This window comes from Alteribacillus bidgolensis (assembly GCF_002886255.1).
In the GTDB taxonomy this organism is placed as follows: Bacteria; Bacillota; Bacilli; order Bacillales; family Marinococcaceae; genus Alteribacillus; species Alteribacillus bidgolensis.
In genome coordinates this window covers 4,125,774-4,144,167 of sequence record NZ_KZ614149.1, presented here as the reverse complement: position 1 = coordinate 4,144,167, position 18,394 = coordinate 4,125,774, and the positions used below count along the sequence as shown (strand labels likewise).

Below are 18,394 nucleotides of genomic sequence, written 5' to 3'. Positions count from 1 at the left end.
AGTATATAACGAGAATGCCATGATTTAATTACTTTTCTCGACGTTCTTCTCCTGAATAATCACATTATTATTCTTTCTTTTCACCCATTCCACGAAAAGGAAAGCTATTCCTAAAAGACCTCCCATTACATTTACAATTTGCGTAAATGCCGCCGTTTCATCGACAGGGAAAAACAAACATACAGCTAATACGATAACCAGCGTCCTTTTCCAAATGTGTAAGTGATCGAATAAATACCCTACTATTCCTGTTGATAGTAAAATACATCCGAAAACCACACTTAAAACAGATACAGTAATAAAAGGTATAGATTGCGCCGCTTCACTTCCTAATAATAGAGAAGGCGAATATACAAATAAGAATGGAACAATGTAAGCAACTATACCTAGCTTCACTGCATCAAATCCAATTTTATGAGGATTTTCTTTCGCTATGGAAGAAGCAGCGAAACAAGCCACAGCAATCGGCGGTGTAAAGCTAGAAAGAATGGAATAGTAGAAAACGAACATATGCGCAGCAATAGGTGGAACGCCTAATTCTATTAATGATGGAGCAATTAAAACAGCTACCATCGAATAAGCTGCTACGGCCGGCATTCCCATCCCAAGAACAATGGAAATAGCGGCACTAGCTATCAATAAGATAAATAAACCGTGTTCCCCTACTTGGGTTAACGATTGAGCTAAATTGAATCCCAAACCCGTTACACCAACTACACCAACGATCAAACCTGCTGCAGCTAATACTATGCCTATTTCAAGTAATGTCTTCCCAGTATCTATAAAAGAACCTTTAACTTTTGAAAAAAAGTGTTCTCTTCCCTGCTTTTGAAGTGTAAATAGAACAAAGGCAAGGATTGCAGTGTAGATGGCTCCAGTGGATGGCGGGAATCTCCATATAAATAATAAAGTAATCAAGACAGCAAAAATAGGAAGTAGAATCCAAGCAGTCTTTAATACTTTGCCGAGTTGCGGAGTTGCATTTTTTGGAAGAGCTGCTAACCCTCTCTTCCCTGCTCTTAAGTCAACTTGAGTAAATAAACAAGTATAATACAATACAGCCGGCACAATCGCTGCTATAGCAACTTCCATATAAGAAATCCCCAGGTTTTCTGCAATGAGAAAAGCGGCTATTCCCATGACAGGAGGAATGATCAAACCGCCCGTGGAAGCTACGGATTCTATAGCACCTGACTCAGACTTGGAGTATCCGCTTCTTTTCATTAAGGGTATAGTCATATTTCCAGTCAGCAGCACATTAGATACAGGTCCTCCGGTCATACTGCCGACAAAACTGGATCCTACCACTGATATTTTTGCTGGTCCCCCTCTAAATCGACCAAACAAAGAGATTGCTAAATCGTTAAACATGTCTCCTCCTTTAAATTGAATCAGGACATGCCCAAGAAATATAAAGGCAAGTGCCATTGTTGACGCAATATTCAACATGTACAGGAGGCTGTTAGCGTCAAGATACAGATAGTTCAATAGTTGTCCTGAAGACGTACTCTCTCCCTTTAAAGCTCCGGGAAAATAGGGGGCTGTAAACCCATAAGCTATTACAAACATAACGATCCCTGTGAGAACCCATCCAAATATCCTTCTTAATGCTTCTAGTATCAAAATCACAGCAACCGCACTTAATATTAATCTTTCGGTAGAAACAATTCCAAAACTTGTTAAAATGACAGGGTAGTATATGGCTATATATCCCCCCGTAACAAGCCCTAAAACTGCAGCTATCCCGTCATACCAAGGAACCTTATACTTATTTTTCTTATTTTTTGTTGCTGGAACTCCAAGGTATACGGTAAACAAGACAAAAGCTAGAAATAAACCAAAATATTGTTCTCTATAAATCATGATGTTAAAAAAATTATAAAGAGATAAGATGTAACATATTCCTGTCAATGGAAGAAGAAAAAGAAAGGCATTCCAAACTTTTAACTGATAGCCCGAAAGTTGTCTAAATCTGGACTTTTCATTCGGTTCCATTTTATCAACTCCTTATCTATTCAATTGGTTACTATTCATTAAGGAGCTGCTCTTGATTTTCTTCAGCTTCCTCATTCCATACACCAATCTCTTTATAAAATTCGACAGCGCCTGGATGGTAAGGAACTTCTATATCAGGATCAAACATCGTTTCTTGTTTCCATGAATCAAGCCAAGGATGCAATGGGTGTAACTCTTCGTAATTTTCCCAAAGTGATTTAACAATGTTATACGCGTCATCTTCTGAAAGTTGTTCAGCATGACCGATAAAGGCAGTCGGATATGAAATTAAAGATGTTTCTTCTGGTACGAAACCGCCTTTATAAGGGATAACCTCTGCTCCTGGAATTAAGGATTGTAACTCATTTATCTCCTCTTCAGGAATGCTGTCTATTTCTGAAGATGTATAATCTCCAAAATTTAGTGACTTAATAGATATTGCAGAATCCAATTCTAATGTTCCTGCCGCTTCCGGAGACCCGGTAAATGTTGCCTCAACTCTTCCCTCTCTTAACGCTTGAAGACCAGTATTAGGGTCTGAAATAGGTACTTGATCTAAGTCATCAAAGGTCATATCCACCGAGTTTAACTGCGCTTCGAATATTACGCTGATAATATTGTTCCCTGGATAATCTGCCGCCACTTTTCTCCCTTCTAAATCTGTCAAACTATCTATCCCAGAGTCTTCTTCTACCGTGTAGCCCCCTGCAACATTGAAATTTCCTTTTACAAGTGCTCGAACATTTTCACTTTCGTCAAAAACGCTTTCTCCATTGTATGCCCACACAGCATCAGGCAAAGAAAGAAAACCTGCATTCACTTCTTGTTGTTCATTAAAAATCGACATCCATGAAGCAGGACCAGAATACGGTTTTACAGATACTTGCATGTCAGAATTGTCTTTTATTACATCCGCGATACCAGTTCCGGCTCCGTTATAAGCTTGGCCAGATGGATGTGTAGCTATATTCACTCCCCCACTGGCTGAATTATCACCATTAACCGTACTTTCACTCTCTTCCCCGCAAGCTGTTAAACTAAGTAAAACTCCTGCCAACATAACACCTAGTGTTTTATTGATTTTTAATTGCATATAATTACTCCTTCTTCATGAATGAGGTAATAAATGTTTTCCTAGACTAAAAAATATATAAAATCATATATTTTTAAAAGCGAACTTTTCTTAATAGATTTTAAAGGCCAGTCTACTATTTGTTTCTCCTGGCCTTTTTATAAAATTAATCCTAAATATTTAAAAAGCATTTACTTTTTCATCAGCCGGTTCTGGCCAGCTGCCGCTGCTTTTTGTGCGAAACTTAAATTCTATTAATGTCAAAATACTAAACAACACAAGACCTGCTGCGTTAACCGCCCACGTGATTGGTTCTGCGTATACCGGCAGCAATAGCATTAATGCAGATAAGACAAATAACAGACGCATGCTTAATGACATAGGACGGAAAAGGTATCCAGTTAAACTGATAGATAATACGATAGCACCTGCAATCGTAGATAGAATGGTCGTCCAGCGAATGATTTCGTTCACATTTTGACCTATCCCCAGTAGAATATCGGGGGAATAGACGAATAGAAACGGTATAAACAAACCAGCTACTCCAAATCTCATTGCCGAGAACCCAATTTTATAAGGGTTTGCTTTTGCAATAGTAGCTGCAGCAAAGCTGGCTACTGCTATTGGAGGAGTAAAGTTAGACATATTAGCAAAGTAAAAAACGAACAAGTGAGCAGCCATTGGATGAATACCCAATTCTACTAAAGCCGGTGCAATTAACGTTGCCACTAGTGCATAAGCAGCCACAGCCGGCATACCCATGCCTAATATAATAGACACGAAAGCACTCGTTAATAATAGAATAACTAAATTAGATTGACCTATTTCTATTAAAGTAAGTGCCAAGTTAAATCCAAGTCCTGTAATTCCGACAATACCAATGACCAAACCAGCCGCTGCTAAAATAACACCGATGTTCAATAAATTTTTTCCTGTTTCAATAAATGCTTCGATCAATTTTGAAAATATACGTTCCCGTTGTGCTTTTTGAATAAGAAGAATGGGAAACGCTAAGAATGCTGTATACACTCCGCTCATTGTCGGTGTGAAGCCTGCGATGAATAAAAAGTACAGCAATGCTCCAAAAATTGGAATAATGACCCAGCCTGTAGCTAATACTTTTTTCAATTGCGGCAGATCTTCTTTTTTCATACCCAGTATCCCTTTTTTGGCAGCTTCTAAGTCTACTTGCATAAATAAGCATAAATAGTATAGAAATGCCGGGACAATCGCAGCTACCATAACTTCTGCGTAAGGCACACCAAGCGTCTCAGCTACAATGAACGCTGCAATCCCCATCACTGGCGGCATGATCATTCCTCCAGTGGAGGATACTGATTCGATAGCTCCAGCTTGTTTGCGGCTGTACCCATTTTTAATCATTAAAGGAATGGTCATGCTGCCCGTTAACATAACATTCGATACTGGACCGCCCGATACACTGCCTACAAAGCTAGAACCAACGACAGAAGCTTTTGCCGGTCCTCCTCGAAAACGTCCGAAAATGGAGAAAGCTAAATTATTAAAAATATCACCGCCGCCAAATTTCAACAAAATCTGACCAAAGAAAATAAATGCCAATGCGATTGTAGATGCAATATTCAGCATATACAAAAGACTACTAGAATCCAGATACAAATAGTTAAACAATTGATCTAAAGACCCGCGTTCTCCTTGTAACATCCCAGGGAATACCGACGGGAAGAAAGCGTATACAAAAAAGGCCACTACAACAAGCACTAATGACCATCCAAACAGTCTTCTAAGCGCTTCCAGAATAAAAATGATACCTAAAACGGAGAAAATAATTCGGTCTGTTGTTACGTAGCCAAACTCGACTACAATCGTTGGATAGAAAATGGAGATATACAACCCTGCAGCCAATCCTGCTGCCGCCAACATCCAGTCGAACCAAGGAATAGTCGTACGTGAGGCTTTCGCATAACCAGGGGCTCCGAGAAATACACCAGCAAGAATCAATCCTAAAAATAAACCTGTATACTGCTCTAGGAAAAGAGCAATTCCGAACCATTGATAAACGCTCATGACATAAAGGATTCCAAATACAGGTATCAAGAATAAAATGGCTTGCCAAATGATTAAGGAAGCTCCTTCTAATTGTCTAAAACGTCCTGTCTCTTGGTCTTTCACATTTACTTTCGGCATCTCTTTCCCTCCCTTGATTTAAATAATCAAACAAAGCATCTGCGTTAGGTACCCTGCTCTTCCTTTCGCTTGGTCTTTGATTTGGTGATGTTTAGCAAAACTCGGCTTATCGCCTTTAAAAGGAAGCCGCCTAAAACTAAGTTAAAGGTTTGCCAAAAAATATCCCTAACAGTACAAATAAAGTTATTCAACCTTCTCTAATAATTCTTTCTGTCTTTGTTCCACTTTATCTGTCCATACCTCTTGTTCTTTAAAGAACTTCACAGCTCCAGGGTGATACGGAGCAGGCGGATCTTCATTAAACATTTGTTCTGGTTCCCACGTTTCAAGCCATGAAAACTGAGAGTGCAATGATTCATAATTGTTCCATAAGGTTTTGACAACTTCATACGCAGCGTCTTCCGATAATTGAGCAGAAGCACCTAATACAATGGGATAACTAACCAATGTTTTTTTACTATTTAAAATACCACCATCAAATGTTTCCGGCTGAACCCCTGGTACAAATTCATTCATTTCGTCCACAATATCTTGCGGAAAATGTTCAATCTCATCAGGAGATACACCAGCCCAATTCAATGCATCAATATCAGTTGTTGTGTCCATTTCCGTAAATGCAGCGACAGTAGGAGTCCCTGTAAACACGGCATCTACTCTCTTTTCCCGTAATGCATTAAGACCTGAACCAACATCCGTTACCGGTACTTTCTCTACATCATCCACAGTCAATCCGGCAGAAGCAAGTTGGGCCTTCAAAATGTTAGACAGGATTTGATTTCCTGAATAATCAGAAGCTACTCTTTTGCCTTCCAGGTCTTCCACTTCCTTAATTCCAGAGCCTGTCCTCACCGTAAGACCAGATGTGACAATGTTATTTCCATTCATTAATATGCGAAGATTCGAATTTTTCTCTGGATACCCATTCTCTCCTTTAAGAGCCCAGCCTGCATCGGGATAAGAAAGTATCCCTAAATCAATTTCTCCATTATTTAGTAACGGCATCCAAGCATTTGGCCCTGAAAATGGTTTAACGGTTAACTTTGTATTAGAGTATTCGCTTACAACACTGGCAATACCGGAGGCTGCACTATGATATGCAATGCCCGGCTGGTGTGCACCCATATTAAGAGAGTTTGGGTCACCGCTCTTGGAAGCAGACGCTTCTTTTAGATTGTCTATACTTGAATTATTCGGCTGTTCTGTCTGCTCTACTCCTATTTGTTTGACACCGCAGGAGGTAACTATCAGCACAGCCGCGGCAGTTATTATCATAAAAAGGAGTCTAAAAAGTAGTCGTTTCTCCTTCATTGTGTTTCACTCCTTAGGTGGTATCTCTCATTATCCTTGCATCGTTAAAGTAAGGTCTATGACTTGAAAATCTTCTCCAATCACAATGTCTCCATCAAATACAGCTGATGCTTCTTCATAGGCCCTATCTTTATCAATATTTGGGAGAAAATGAGTTAAAATCAGTTTTTTCGCCCCTGCACGCTTAGCGATATCAGCCGCTTGCTGAGGAGTACAGTGTTCTTTTTGCAAGTTATCCCAAATCTCTTTTAATTCTGGGTCTGATGGATTTTTATACGTTTCGTTCACCGCGAGTGCTGCATCTTGTATTAAAATATCGGCGTCTTGTGCTAGTTCTACAATATTCTCTGTTGGTGCTGTATCTCCAGAGTGAACGATAACCTGATTTTCTCCTTCAAAGCGAAGACCAAAAGTTGGAACATTATGAACCATCTCGGCAATAAAAACACGTGCAGGAATTTCGTTCGATTTCAAATCAAGTTCACCTGGCCCTTCCATTTCAATAATCTCTACGTTTTCACGGACCCCCTTTGGTGAACGACCGAGCTTCACACGATAATCAATGTCATCTTTAAACAAAGAGAGCATCGTATCATGGTAATGCTTCATTCCTTTTGGACCGATAATTCGTAATTTTCTACGGCCAAGCCCCCAGCCCCCTAATAAAAATTGTCCATATCCTAGAATGTGATCAGAATGAAGATGGGTCATAAATAGATTCGTAATCGATTGAGGCGGAATACCAGCTCGCTGCAATTGAGCCGTTGTCCCTTCTCCGCAGTCTATTAATACTGGCAGATCTCCGAAATGAATGACTTGAGACGGAGCCGATCGTTCCAAATCTGGGCGAGGACTTCCTGTACCAAGCATGGTTACTTTCCATTCAGTCATTTTACAACCTCCATTAATATATAAAATAATATATGATTTTTAAACGAAAAAATTTTTTATGAACAATACGAATAAGTCTATCTGATTACTTTTTACGGAAAACGGTTTCAATAATCAATAAACATTTACAAAATTCGATTAATTAGATTATAAATCTTTTATTCATTTTAGTCAAAATATATTTTTAAAATGTAGAAACTACCAAAAATTCATTCATTGGATGTGAACGAATCTAACTTGTAACGAAAAAAGCTTCCGACAAAGGAAGCTTTTTTGTTACATTGAGTTGTTCTTTTTAATTTACTGTTTTTAAAGCTGTATTGATAGTCTGCAAGTCTTTGGCTACGATGGTTTCTCCTTTAAACTCGGCCGCCGCTTCCCGATATGCTCTTTCTTCATCGATATTTGGCAGAAAATGAGTTAGCACTAATTTTTTCACTCCACCACGCTCAGCAATGTCAGCTGCTTGCTGAGGTGTACAATGTTCTTTTTGTAAGTTATCCCAAATTTCTTGTAATTCGGGATCTGTAATATTTTTATATGTTTCATTTACAGCTAGGCATGCATCTTGTATTAAGATATCCGCATCTTTTGCTAGCTCGACAATATTTTCCGTTGGTGCCGTGTCTCCGGAATGAACAATAACATGGTCTTCTCCCTCAAAACGAAGAGCGTATGTCGGTACATTATGAATCATCTCTGCCGTGTAGACTCGCACTGGAAGGTCATCTATTTTTAAATCAATTTCTCCTGGTTCGTCTATTTCAATAATCTCTACCTCTTCGCGCACTCCTTTTGGTGAACGACCGAGTTCTACACGGTAGTCAATATCATCTTTAAACAATGATAGCATCGTTTCGTGATAGTGCTTCATTCCTTTTGGTCCAATAACTCTCAATTTTCGGCGGCCAAGCCCCCAGCCGCCTAATAAAAATTGGCCGTAGCCAAGGATATGATCGGAATGAAGATGGGTTATAAATAAAGTCGTAATCGATTGAGGCGGAATACCAGCTCGCTGTAATTGCGCTGTTGTCCCTTCACCGCAGTCTATAAGCACTGGCAGATCCCCGAAATGAATGACTTGAGACGGGGCTGATCGTTCCACATCTGGGCGAGGACTCCCTGTTCCAAGCATAGTTACTTTCCAATCAATCATTAATAGACCCTCCATAATATATAAAATAATATACTATTAATGGCAATAAAAATGAAAAAATCTGTTAACACTATATATTTAAATAATACTTTCAATTGATTTCATTATAATACTTTTTTTCATTTCAGTCAAAAACCTCCTTTAAACATCTATACTATCTAACAACTCTGCTTTGTAGTTAAACAGCACTATTACATATTAATTGCTTTATTATCACGTGAATAAGCAGATTTATTTGAATCAAGCGTCTCCGGATAATCTTTTTTTGCAATAGTGAACCCAGTAAACCCATATAAAATATTAATGAATGGAACTAAAAAGGCAAAAAACAAATACGGAATAAAGGAGTACGGGTTAACACCCAAGACTGAAGATACAAAGAGTACAGGAACACTCCACGGAACCAAATAAATTCCGACTGACCCTACAGTTTCTAGACAACGTGACAAGTTTTTTGTATCTAAACCTCTCTCCTTATAAGTTCCAACTAACGCTCTTCCAGGTAAAATAACTGCTAAATACAAGGCCCCACTAGAAAATCCTATTAATAATCCAGAAAAAATAGTCGTTGAAATTAAAGCACCAATTGATTGTGCTTTCTCAATTAATTTGGCTAACAGCACATCAAATAGTCCAGCCCCTTCAAAAATTCCACCTAATGCTGTGGCAAGTGTTACTAGAAGTATAATCCCCGACATTGAAGTAATGCCGCCCTGTGTTAACAGTGAATCTAATAATTCTACACCGGTATCAGCTATATAACCATTTGTCATAGTTTGAACGATAGTAGTAACTGAGCTGCCTTGAAAAATAAATGCAGCCGCCCCGCCTAAAAGAGTTAAAAATATTAGCGTCGGTACAACCGGAAACTTTTTTACAATCATAAATAAGGTGACTACAGGTAAAATAAATAAAATTGGATTGATATTAAATATTTGTCCTAAATTTAATAATGTTTCGTCAATTTGTTGTAAATTAACCTCACCACCGGCATATTGAATACCTAGAAACCAAAATATAATGATAGAGATAATATAAGCTGGTATCGTATCCCAAAGCATATGTTTAATATGACTATAAATATCTGTATCTACAATGGCTGGCGCCGTTACCGTTGTATCACATAAAGGCGACAATTTATCACCCATAAGGCCGCCAGTAACTATCGCTGCTGCAACTAGTTCAGCTGGAAAACCCATTCCGTGGCCTATCGCCATAAATGCAATACCTACTGTTCCTACTGTAATAAACGAATTACCTAAAACCAAAGTTAAAATCCCAGAAAATAATGCTACTAATGGTAAAAACACGGAAGGGTTAATAATATTTAAACCGTAATAGATAAGAGTAGGAATAGTGCCGCTTAAAATCCACGTACCGACGAGAGCTCCTACTGTCATTAAGATAAATATGACGGATAAAATCATTTTTACTCCATTAATCATATAACTTTCTATATCTACCCATTTATGTCCTAAACGAACAGCAATAACGGAGGCTGTTATTATACTTAATAGCAAGGGTACTAACATATTAGTGTCCCAAACTAATATGGATAAAAGAGCAGCCGTGACTAAGACGATCAAGGGCAGTAAACCATCCATTATTGTTGGTTTTTTAAAATTGGACATAAAATTCGCCTCCCTTTGGTTTTGTATTTTTTAAAAATGAAATCATTTTATCTAAATTCAAAAATGACTATCAATAAGCTGCTTTTAATAAATGTTTATTTACTCTATGACTAACTTTCATACCCTCTTCAATAGCTCCATCCATAAAACCGCCCCATCCACTTGCATAATTTGATCCCGATAGAAAAATTCCATGCTCTGATTCCTGCAGTCTTTTATGATAACGAGAAAATTGATTGGTTTTCAACATTGTCCAAGTTTCTTGTGAAAATTCATCATCTATCCAGTTATGCCCTGTAGATTCCTTTACTTTTATGTTAGAAAACCATTGTTTCAGGGCTTTTTCTACTTCTTTGGTATTAGTTGGATCAATTCGTGCAGCGTTTGGTCCTGAGGCTACAACCAAACTATCACCGTCTATTAATCCTTCGTATTTTGAAAAAGTAAAAACTTCATTAGCTTGTCCAAAAGCAATGTACGGCTCTAGCGGACCTTCTACTTTGGCCCATACCTTAATTCCTTGAGAAATTTGACCATCTTTGGTTATTTGTTGTTTTTGATTTGATAAAGGCGGGTGGAATTTAATATTGCCTAATGCTTTAAATGGAGCAGTAACTACAACGGATTTTGCACAATAGACTTTCTTATCTCTAGTTGTTATTTTAATTTGTCCGTTTAATTTTTCTAATCGGTCCACTGGAGTACATAGCTTTTTATCTACAGGGGCATCTTGAGAAATTGCTTCTACAAGAGCTGTTGTTCCATCTTTTAATTTATAAGTATTAGACATTTCAGCCATTGTTTTTAACTCATAAGAAGAAAGAGCAAACCATTTCATTAACTGTGTATAGGCAGCTTTCTCTATTGCTCCATTAAACATAGTAGTTAATCTGCCGAGAAGTAACTGATATTCTTCATCAGATAAATGCAGTTCGTCTAATTTAGATAATAAACTTAAATGGTCTATTTCATATACTTTAAAATTATAATGGGGATCATAAGGCCTGGGTAAGTAATCACGAGTATGATTTAATAATTTCTCTAAACCTTCCTTCATTTTTTCCCCCAATTCTAACGGGTGACCAGAAAGAACTTCAGATCCCTTTCGCCAATATGCTGTATAAGGAGCTGGGCTTGAAGAAACCTTTAGATTATACCGTGTAACCTCAGACCAAATATGGGGCTGAACCCAATGGATCCAACCACCTCCTAGTTCAAGTCTTGTCCCTAAACGATCATCTGTCCAAGCCCGCCCTCCTAGTCGATTTCTAGCTTCTAAAATAAGTACTTTATAACCCATTCGGTAGAGCTCTCGAGAAGCAGTTAATCCGGCCAAACCTCCACCTACAATAATCACATCATAATATTTTGCCTGCATTCTTTTCCCCCATTTATATAAATTATCAAGAGATAAACCACATTAATTACTCAAAAATGGAAATAAAATCAATTTCAGTTTTTCACATCCCCTCTCTTCTTAGCTCACATTATTTGTTTTACAAAGTTGGTTTTTTCGCTGGACATTTTTGCAGCATCCTCTATTTATTTCACCTTTTTCTCAAACTCCTTTAATGCTTCAGAGAAAATATTCATCGCTTCGTTTATATCAGATTTATTAGCGACAAGCGGAGGTGCAAACACCACAGAGTTGGCTCCTTTGTACATAACCGGCCGGACAATAAGCCCACGCTTATTGCATCCCCGAGCTACTACCATAGCTGCATTTTGCTCGGGAGCAAAGCGTGTATTTGAGGAAGGATCTTTTAAAACGTCAAACGCACCTAAAAGTCCAACACAACGGTCATTTGTCACATTGAAATGTCTATTTTTCAATGTTTCAAACCTTTCGAGTACTACAGCTTCCATATCTTTTACGTGAGAGATGATATTTTCATTCTCAAGCACTTCCAATGTTTTTAAAGCGACAGCGCAGGAAGTCGGATGTCCGCTGTATGTGAAACCATGAAATAAAATGTTGTCTGTTAAAGAAGCTAACTCGTCTCTGAATGAATCTTTCATTATTACCGCACCAAGTGGAATGTACCCACTCGTAATCCCTTTCGCAACCGTCATAAAATCAGGAACAACATTCCAGTTTTCAACACCGAACATTTTTCCGGTACGTCCAAAACCACAAATAACTTCGTCAGCAATCATAAATATTCCGTATTCATTGCATAGGTCTCGCACGGCTTGCAGGTAGCCACCTGGAGGGACATTTACACCGCCTGCTCCTTGGATCGGCTCTAAAATAACTGCTGCGATTTTGTCTTCTCCTTCCCTCTCAATAATGCCACGAATAGAATGTTCGAAATTCAAATCGTTTTTTTTCCCTTTTTCACAATCTGTTAAATAAGGCATCGCTTGAATAAAGTCAGGTGAGTGAGCTGTAGAAAATGTCCGGAAGGTGTCCATTCCAGTAGCACTGGAAGCCCCCATAGTAACCCCGTGATATGCGCGACCCAGGCTTATAATTTTAGTTCGTTTCTCCTGGCCTTTTAGCTTCCAATAATGACGAATAATTTTAAATACTGACTCATTGGATTCCGAACCACCTGAAGTAAAAAAAGACACATTTAAATCTCCCGGTGCTAGTTTAGAAATTTTGTGAGCCAGCTTAATTGCCTGCTCATTTGAATAATTATTGAAAGAGGACGAAAATGGCAGTGTTTCCATTTGTTTTTTGGCTGCTTCCCCTAAATCAGTCCTGCCATAACCAAGGTTCACATTCCATAATGCCGATAACCCATCTATATATTCATTACCGTAAATGTCTTTAACGCGCACTCCGTTACCTTCCATAAAAATATGCTCCGGTCCATTTTGTTGATGAGCCCGCACGGATGAAGTTGGATGCAAAAAGTGTTTTTGATCCCATTCAATTAATTGGTCCACAAGATTCTGATTGTTTTTAACATTAATAGCCATGAGCCTGTCCTCCTTTAAAAATTCCTTGTTTTATATCTTTTTTACACCGTCAAAAGATAAAGGTTTTTGACGGTGGCGGAGCTTATATGGTTTTCATCATAGGACTCGGCGGTATGCCGAGTTTTACTAACTTTATATAATAGTAGAAATGAATTTCGTGTCTAGAAAATCTGCCAAAGTTTCCGGACCCCCTTCACTTCCTACACCACTTTCTTTCACGCCGCCGAATGCTCCTTCTACTTGAGCCAGAACCGTATCGTTTACCCCGACCATTCCGTAATTAAGCGCTTCAGACACCACGTGCGAACGAGACAAGTTCGTTGTGAAAATGTAAGCTGCAAGCCCGTAGTCGGTGTTGTTTGCTTTATAAATCACTTCCTCATCTGAAGAAAATGAGAAAATTGGAGCAACCGGACCGAATGTTTCTTCATTTGCTATTTTCATTGATTCATTTACATTTTTAAGTACAGTCGGCGAGTAGAAAAACCCATTTTCACAACTATCTTTTTCGTATTTCTTGCCTCCCACATCAAATGTAGCGCCTTTGTCGAGCGCATCTTTTACATGGCTTTCTACTTTATCCAGCCCAGCTCTATTAATGACCGGGCCGATATCCGTTTCATCTTTCAAGCCGTTCCCAACTTTCAATCTTTTTACAAATAGCTCAAATTTCTTAGTAAACTGATCGATGATAGATTCATGTACATAAATACGGTTCGGGGAAATACAAGTTTGCCCAGAATTATTAAATTTACTTCTTGCGATTTGTTGGACGGCCTGGTCGAGATTACAATCATCGAAAACGATTATTGGGGCATGTCCTCCAAGTTCCATGGACACCCGTTTTACTTGTTCGGCCGCTTTTTGGTAGAGCATTTTCCCTATTGCTGTTGACCCTGTAAAGGTAATCTTACGTATCCGTTTATCGGATAACCACGTATCTCCAATCGGTTCTGGTTCACCAATTACTAGATTCATAACTCCTTTTGGAAATCCAACTTGTTCAGCTAGCTCAAAAAATTTAATCGCAGAAATCGGTGTATCCTCGGCCGGTTTTAACACAACCGTACACCCTGCAGCTAATGCAGGACTTAATTTTCTTGTTACCATGCTAAATGGAAAATTCCAGGGGGTTATGGCTGCAACCGGGCCTACTGCTTCCTTCTTCAGTTGGAGACGCTTTTTTGGATCAGCTGCTTCCATTATAGTTCCGTATATTCGACGTGCTTCTTCTGCATTCCAACGAATGTACTCTGCCCCATTTAACACTTCCATCCTAGCCTGTTTAATAGGTTTTCCTGATTCCTTTGTAATCACCTTAGCCAGTTCCTCTTTGTTTTCAAATACTTTATCATACAGTTTCCATAACAAATTAGCTCTTTCTCTAGCAGGTGTTTTTGACCATGTTTTAAATGCTTCTACTGCAGCGTCAGCCGCTAATGCAGCTTCTTTCGCTTTCCCCTGAGTTACCTTTCCAATACTCTTGTTAGTAGCCGGATTGATCACATCGATATATGAATCAATTTCTGTCTCTTGCCACTTACCGTTAATGAATAACTTGTAATATATTTGTTCTGTATCAACTGTCACTTCAAGATACCTCCTTAATAATTCAATCCCCTGCAAAATCTAAGCGTTTTCAAAATGGTCTTAATGTTTATTCTTTCTTTTATTTATACTTTAAATTATAAAACTTTATATCAATTTATTCAAAAGTATTTTATTTTAAGGGTATTAAGTTATAAATAAAGATAATTAAATTTACATAAAATTCGTCTTTATTCCATTTTGATTAAATATATAACAATTAGAATCAGGACTTACTATCTGCCAGTCCACAGAAAATTAGGATATTTTGATGTATACATTAAATAAGTAAGATAACGAGATTGTCCATTAATTAACCATCTGCTGCAATTTCTTTTTTAAACCATAAAATATCCGCCGTTTACGTCCAATGCCGTTCCAGTAATGAAATCGGAATAAGGATCTGCCAAAAACAAAACGGCATGTGCAAGATCTTTAGGGGTCCCCAATCGTCCTACGGGAACATTCTCCGTGTATTGCGATGTTTGATTATTCTTGACATCCGATAACATATCTGATTCAGTGAGACCGGGACAAACAGAATTGACATTAATTCCGTAACGAGACAGTTCAACCGCTAGACATCTCGTCAGCCCCAAAACACCTGCTTTTGAAGCTATATATTCTGCCCCGCAAAAATCAGCGGGACGTATTCGAGCCGCTTGGGAAGAGACATTAATGATCCTCCCCCAATTATTTCTTTTCATTCCAGTAATAACGGCACGACTAGTTAAGAATTGGCTGCGTAAATTAACAGCCATTACCTGATCCCATGCTTCTGAAGTTAAATTTTCCACTTCCACTTTCTGACCATTTTTCCTGGGCGAGATACCCGCATTATTAACTAAGATGTCTACAGTCCCAAACTCATCAACTATCATGTCCAACATTTCTGCTACAGCTTCCTCATTGGATACGTCTCCTGCTACAGCCATCACTTTTCCACCTTTTTGATTGAGCCTGGTTACTGTTTCTTGGAGGAGATCTGTATTAACATCATTTATAGCGACGGATGCCCCCTCTTTAGTAAACCTTTCCGCAATTCCCCTGCCAATTCCTCGAGCTGCCCCCGTCACTAAGACCACCTTATTTTTAAATCGCATAAAAACCTCCATAAAAATAATTCTGAATTATTCAAAAATTTAATACCGAATCTTTTTGGCGAAAGCCTTGACTTTTCTTATAAGGTCAACTATCAATGTTATACTTGATGAAGTTACAAAAATAGACCAGTCACTTATATTCCAACCATACGTTTCCAGGATGCAGCTTGTTCCTCCTCATTCATTACCTCAGCTTCTTTTATTACCAATTCTGCATCCTCTCCTACAGGTCTATGAACTGGAAACGTTTTTTTCGCTTCAGCAGCCTTAACAATAGCATCCGCAACGATTTGTGGATCAGCTGCTTCGGCTACATTCGCTGTAGTTAAGGCCCTTACTGCTTCTTCAAACGTTTGGTACGGGGAAGCACCGGTATTACTACTATTTTTCATGGTACTTTTCTCAATTATTTCTCTGTTTGCAAAGATTTTCGTGGCAAAAAAACCTGGTTCAAGTTGTCTAACCTTAATACCAAACGGCTCCGCTTCCAGCAAGAGCGTCACTCATTACTCCGAGTGCATGTTTTGTTGCAGCGTACCCCCAATTAATTGGTTTTCCAGGAATTCTACCGTCGATTGATGACACATTTACGATAACACCTGATTTCTGCTCTCTCATTGCCGGGAGTACGGACCTGATGACACGAAAAACACCAAAAAAATTAGTTTCAAATGCTGAACGTAATAATTCGTTATTTAAACATTCAACCGAACCAAGACACCCAACACCTGCATTGTTGACAACAACGTCAATACGGCCTTCCTTGGCAAGTACTTGTAAGACTGCCTTTTTTACGGACTCATCATCCGAGACATCCAGCTGCAGAACTGTAATTGGAAGTTTTTCGGAATCGATGGCAGCTTTCAATTCCTCCGATTTTGATAAATTCCGCATCGTAGCGTATACTCGGTAACCTTTCCTACCAAATGCCAGTGCACTAAGAAGCCCGAAACCACTGCTGCAACCAGTAATTAATACTACTTTCACTAGCAAACACCTTCCCTTTTAATAAAGATAAAGATAGATCTTTTCGTAATAATATTAAACAATGTGCTGAATACACTCACGAAATACTTCGGTATGACGATCAACGTCTTCTGTGCGAGTATATGGGCACATGAGTGCCATGCTGTGGAACGGGGTTAACAATATTCCTCTGTTCAGAAGAAAAAGATGGATGGCAGCCTCTAGCTCGGCATTGCGCATGTTTTTAGCCTCGCCACCATTTTTTGGTTGCGTTTTCCCAAACATATACTCCACTCGTGCGCCAATTCGTGTTACGTGCCAGGGGAGTTGTTTTTCTTTAATCACGTCGTTAACCCCTTGTTCAAATCTTTTAGCCATCAAAATCATATGGGCATAGTTATCCACTGTCATCACTTTTTCAAGTGTGGCACGAATGGCATTAAGCGTTAGAACATTACCAGCCAGTGTCCCACCAAAGCCACAATGACTTATAGCACGACCCTCCTTTTTTGTATGCTTATGCATTACCTCAGCTACTTCAGCCGTCATCCCATAAACCGCTGCCGGGATTCCCCCTGCAATCGCTTTTCCAAGAACAAATAAATCAGGTTCTAACCCATACTCTCCTGTATAACCTCGGGACCCGGTAGAGATCGTGTGTGTCTCATCAATAACCAATAAAGTACCCGTACGTCGGGTGATCTCACGTAAAGCCTCATGGAACCCTGTTTTTGGAGGGACCATTCCAATATTGGTCATAACTGGTTCAGCCAGTACACATGCAACGTTCCTTGATTCCAATGCCCTTTCCAAGGCCTCAATGTCGTTAAATTCGATCACTTCAGTGGTCCGGTCGAAGTCAACTGCATTCGGAAACACGCGCGGCTGTGGAATCATCCTTCCTTCGTTATCAATTGAAACTTGTGTTTCATCAAGGGAACCGTGATATTTCCCATTAAAAACTAAAATTTTTTCTCTTCCGGTCACAATTCTACTAAGACGAATAGCAAAACGATTCGCATCAGTTGCTGAGGTAGCTAGCTGCCAATAAGGAAGTTCAAACTTCTCCTGTAAACTCTCTCCAACTATAGCAGCATCCTCCGAGGGGAACATCACTGTACTTCCATTACCAACCTGTTGTCTAATAGCTTCGGAGACTTCTTCATTGCCGTGCCCGAACATTGCACCAGTATCACCTAAACAAAAATCAACATATTTGTGACCATCTATATCATTTAGATTTGCTCCTTGAGCCTCCTCGTAATAAATTGGAAATGGCGAAGGCCAATTATCCATCCAATGCATAGGGACTCCACGTACAAGTGAGTCTTTTGCCCTTTCATAAATTTCCCTTGACTTAGGATTTGCTTTTTCAAATATCTCTTCCTCAAAAGTTAGGAGTCTAGCAATACGTTTCCTGCTAATCTTGTATACTCTTGCCATTCATTTTCCACCTCTACTTGTAGTTGTACTGCTTCATTTCTATTAAAAAGAGTGTGATTTTTCTTAAAATTTGTTATCACAGATTGACACTTCCAGATAACTAGAAAACTCTCACCTAATTATTCGCCTCATAAAGCTTCCATTGCAA

At 38.9% G+C, this 18,394-nt stretch carries 14 protein-coding genes; all 14 read right to left on the bottom strand.

What is annotated here, in order from left to right:
- Window positions 1-24: 24 nt before the first annotated feature.
- Entirely contained in the window at window positions 25-1,995 is a 1,971-nt protein-coding gene (locus tag CEF16_RS20385; protein WP_091587990.1) for a TRAP transporter permease, read from the bottom strand.
- A 31-nt stretch (window positions 1,996-2,026) separates the two neighbouring features.
- Complete coding sequence (locus tag CEF16_RS20380; RefSeq protein ID WP_091587991.1) at window positions 2,027-3,088, bottom strand: TAXI family TRAP transporter solute-binding subunit; 1,062 nt, start codon at window positions 3,086-3,088, stop codon at window positions 2,027-2,029.
- Window positions 3,089-3,247: 159 nt separating this feature from the next.
- Entirely contained in the window at window positions 3,248-5,233 is a 1,986-nt protein-coding gene (locus tag CEF16_RS20375) for a TRAP transporter permease (RefSeq protein ID WP_091587993.1), read from the bottom strand.
- Between the two features lie 183 nt (window positions 5,234-5,416).
- Window positions 5,417-6,541 (bottom strand): TAXI family TRAP transporter solute-binding subunit, encoded by a 1,125-nt coding sequence (locus CEF16_RS20370; RefSeq protein WP_091587995.1) that lies wholly within the window; start codon window positions 6,539-6,541, stop codon window positions 5,417-5,419.
- 30 nt (window positions 6,542-6,571) lie between these two features.
- Window positions 6,572-7,432: an MBL fold metallo-hydrolase gene (locus CEF16_RS20365; protein WP_091587996.1), complete on the bottom strand. Its 861-nt coding sequence runs from the start codon at window positions 7,430-7,432 to the stop codon at window positions 6,572-6,574.
- A gap of 295 nt (window positions 7,433-7,727) precedes the next feature.
- Window positions 7,728-8,588: an MBL fold metallo-hydrolase gene (locus tag CEF16_RS20360; protein WP_170032209.1), complete on the bottom strand. Its 861-nt coding sequence runs from the start codon at window positions 8,586-8,588 to the stop codon at window positions 7,728-7,730.
- A gap of 191 nt (window positions 8,589-8,779) precedes the next feature.
- Window positions 8,780-10,219 carry a Na+/H+ antiporter NhaC gene (nhaC, locus tag CEF16_RS20355; protein WP_091588000.1) on the bottom strand — a complete coding sequence of 480 codons (1,440 nt, stop codon included), beginning with the start codon at window positions 10,217-10,219 and terminating at the stop codon, window positions 8,780-8,782.
- Window positions 10,220-10,289: 70 nt separating this feature from the next.
- Window positions 10,290-11,597, bottom strand: coding sequence for a flavin monoamine oxidase family protein (locus tag CEF16_RS20350; RefSeq protein WP_091588001.1), 1,308 nt, complete (start codon window positions 11,595-11,597; stop codon window positions 10,290-10,292).
- Window positions 11,598-11,761: 164 nt separating this feature from the next.
- Window positions 11,762-13,147 carry an aminotransferase family protein gene (locus tag CEF16_RS20345; protein ID WP_091588003.1) on the bottom strand — a complete coding sequence of 462 codons (1,386 nt, stop codon included), beginning with the start codon at window positions 13,145-13,147 and terminating at the stop codon, window positions 11,762-11,764.
- A gap of 132 nt (window positions 13,148-13,279) precedes the next feature.
- Window positions 13,280-14,737: an NAD-dependent succinate-semialdehyde dehydrogenase gene (locus tag CEF16_RS20340; RefSeq protein ID WP_245917938.1), complete on the bottom strand. Its 1,458-nt coding sequence runs from the start codon at window positions 14,735-14,737 to the stop codon at window positions 13,280-13,282.
- 335 nt (window positions 14,738-15,072) lie between these two features.
- Window positions 15,073-15,837, bottom strand: coding sequence for an SDR family NAD(P)-dependent oxidoreductase (locus CEF16_RS20335; protein WP_170032206.1), 765 nt, complete (start codon window positions 15,835-15,837; stop codon window positions 15,073-15,075).
- Window positions 15,838-15,971: 134 nt separating this feature from the next.
- Window positions 15,972-16,331, bottom strand: coding sequence for a Rossmann-fold NAD(P)-binding domain-containing protein (locus tag CEF16_RS20330; protein ID WP_091588007.1), 360 nt, complete (start codon window positions 16,329-16,331; stop codon window positions 15,972-15,974).
- Complete coding sequence (locus CEF16_RS20325; protein WP_170032203.1) at window positions 16,303-16,824, bottom strand: SDR family NAD(P)-dependent oxidoreductase; 522 nt, start codon at window positions 16,822-16,824, stop codon at window positions 16,303-16,305. Before CEF16_RS20325 ends, CEF16_RS20330 begins: the two co-directional genes overlap by 29 nt.
- A 54-nt stretch (window positions 16,825-16,878) precedes the next feature.
- The gene (locus CEF16_RS20320; RefSeq protein ID WP_091588010.1) at window positions 16,879-18,246 is read right to left on the bottom strand and encodes an aspartate aminotransferase family protein; all 1,368 of its coding nucleotides are present in this window, start codon (window positions 18,244-18,246) and stop codon (window positions 16,879-16,881) included.
- Window positions 18,247-18,394: the final 148 nt, after the last annotated feature.

Excerpts from the sequence above, each read along its gene's own strand:
- CEF16_RS20335 (WP_170032206.1), bottom strand. The coding sequence starts at position 15,837 with ATGCGATTTAAAAATAAGGTGGTCTTAGTGACGGGGGCAGCTCGAGGA.
- nhaC (WP_091588000.1), bottom strand. The coding sequence starts at position 10,219 with ATGTCCAATTTTAAAAAACCAACAATAATGGATGGTTTACTGCCCTTG.
- CEF16_RS20385 (WP_091587990.1), bottom strand. The coding sequence starts at position 1,995 with ATGGAACCGAATGAAAAGTCCAGATTTAGACAACTTTCGGGCTATCAG.
- CEF16_RS20370 (WP_091587995.1), bottom strand. The coding sequence starts at position 6,541 with ATGAAGGAGAAACGACTACTTTTTAGACTCCTTTTTATGATAATAACT.
- CEF16_RS20320 (WP_091588010.1), bottom strand. The coding sequence starts at position 18,246 with ATGGCAAGAGTATACAAGATTAGCAGGAAACGTATTGCTAGACTCCTA.
- CEF16_RS20360 (WP_170032209.1), bottom strand. The coding sequence starts at position 8,588 with ATGATTGATTGGAAAGTAACTATGCTTGGAACAGGGAGTCCTCGCCCA.
- CEF16_RS20345 (WP_091588003.1), bottom strand. The coding sequence starts at position 13,147 with ATGGCTATTAATGTTAAAAACAATCAGAATCTTGTGGACCAATTAATT.
- CEF16_RS20375 (WP_091587993.1), bottom strand. The coding sequence starts at position 5,233 with ATGCCGAAAGTAAATGTGAAAGACCAAGAGACAGGACGTTTTAGACAA.
- CEF16_RS20365 (WP_091587996.1), bottom strand. The coding sequence starts at position 7,432 with ATGACTGAATGGAAAGTAACCATGCTTGGTACAGGAAGTCCTCGCCCA.
- CEF16_RS20380 (WP_091587991.1), bottom strand. The coding sequence starts at position 3,088 with ATGCAATTAAAAATCAATAAAACACTAGGTGTTATGTTGGCAGGAGTT.
- CEF16_RS20350 (WP_091588001.1), bottom strand. The coding sequence starts at position 11,597 with ATGCAGGCAAAATATTATGATGTGATTATTGTAGGTGGAGGTTTGGCC.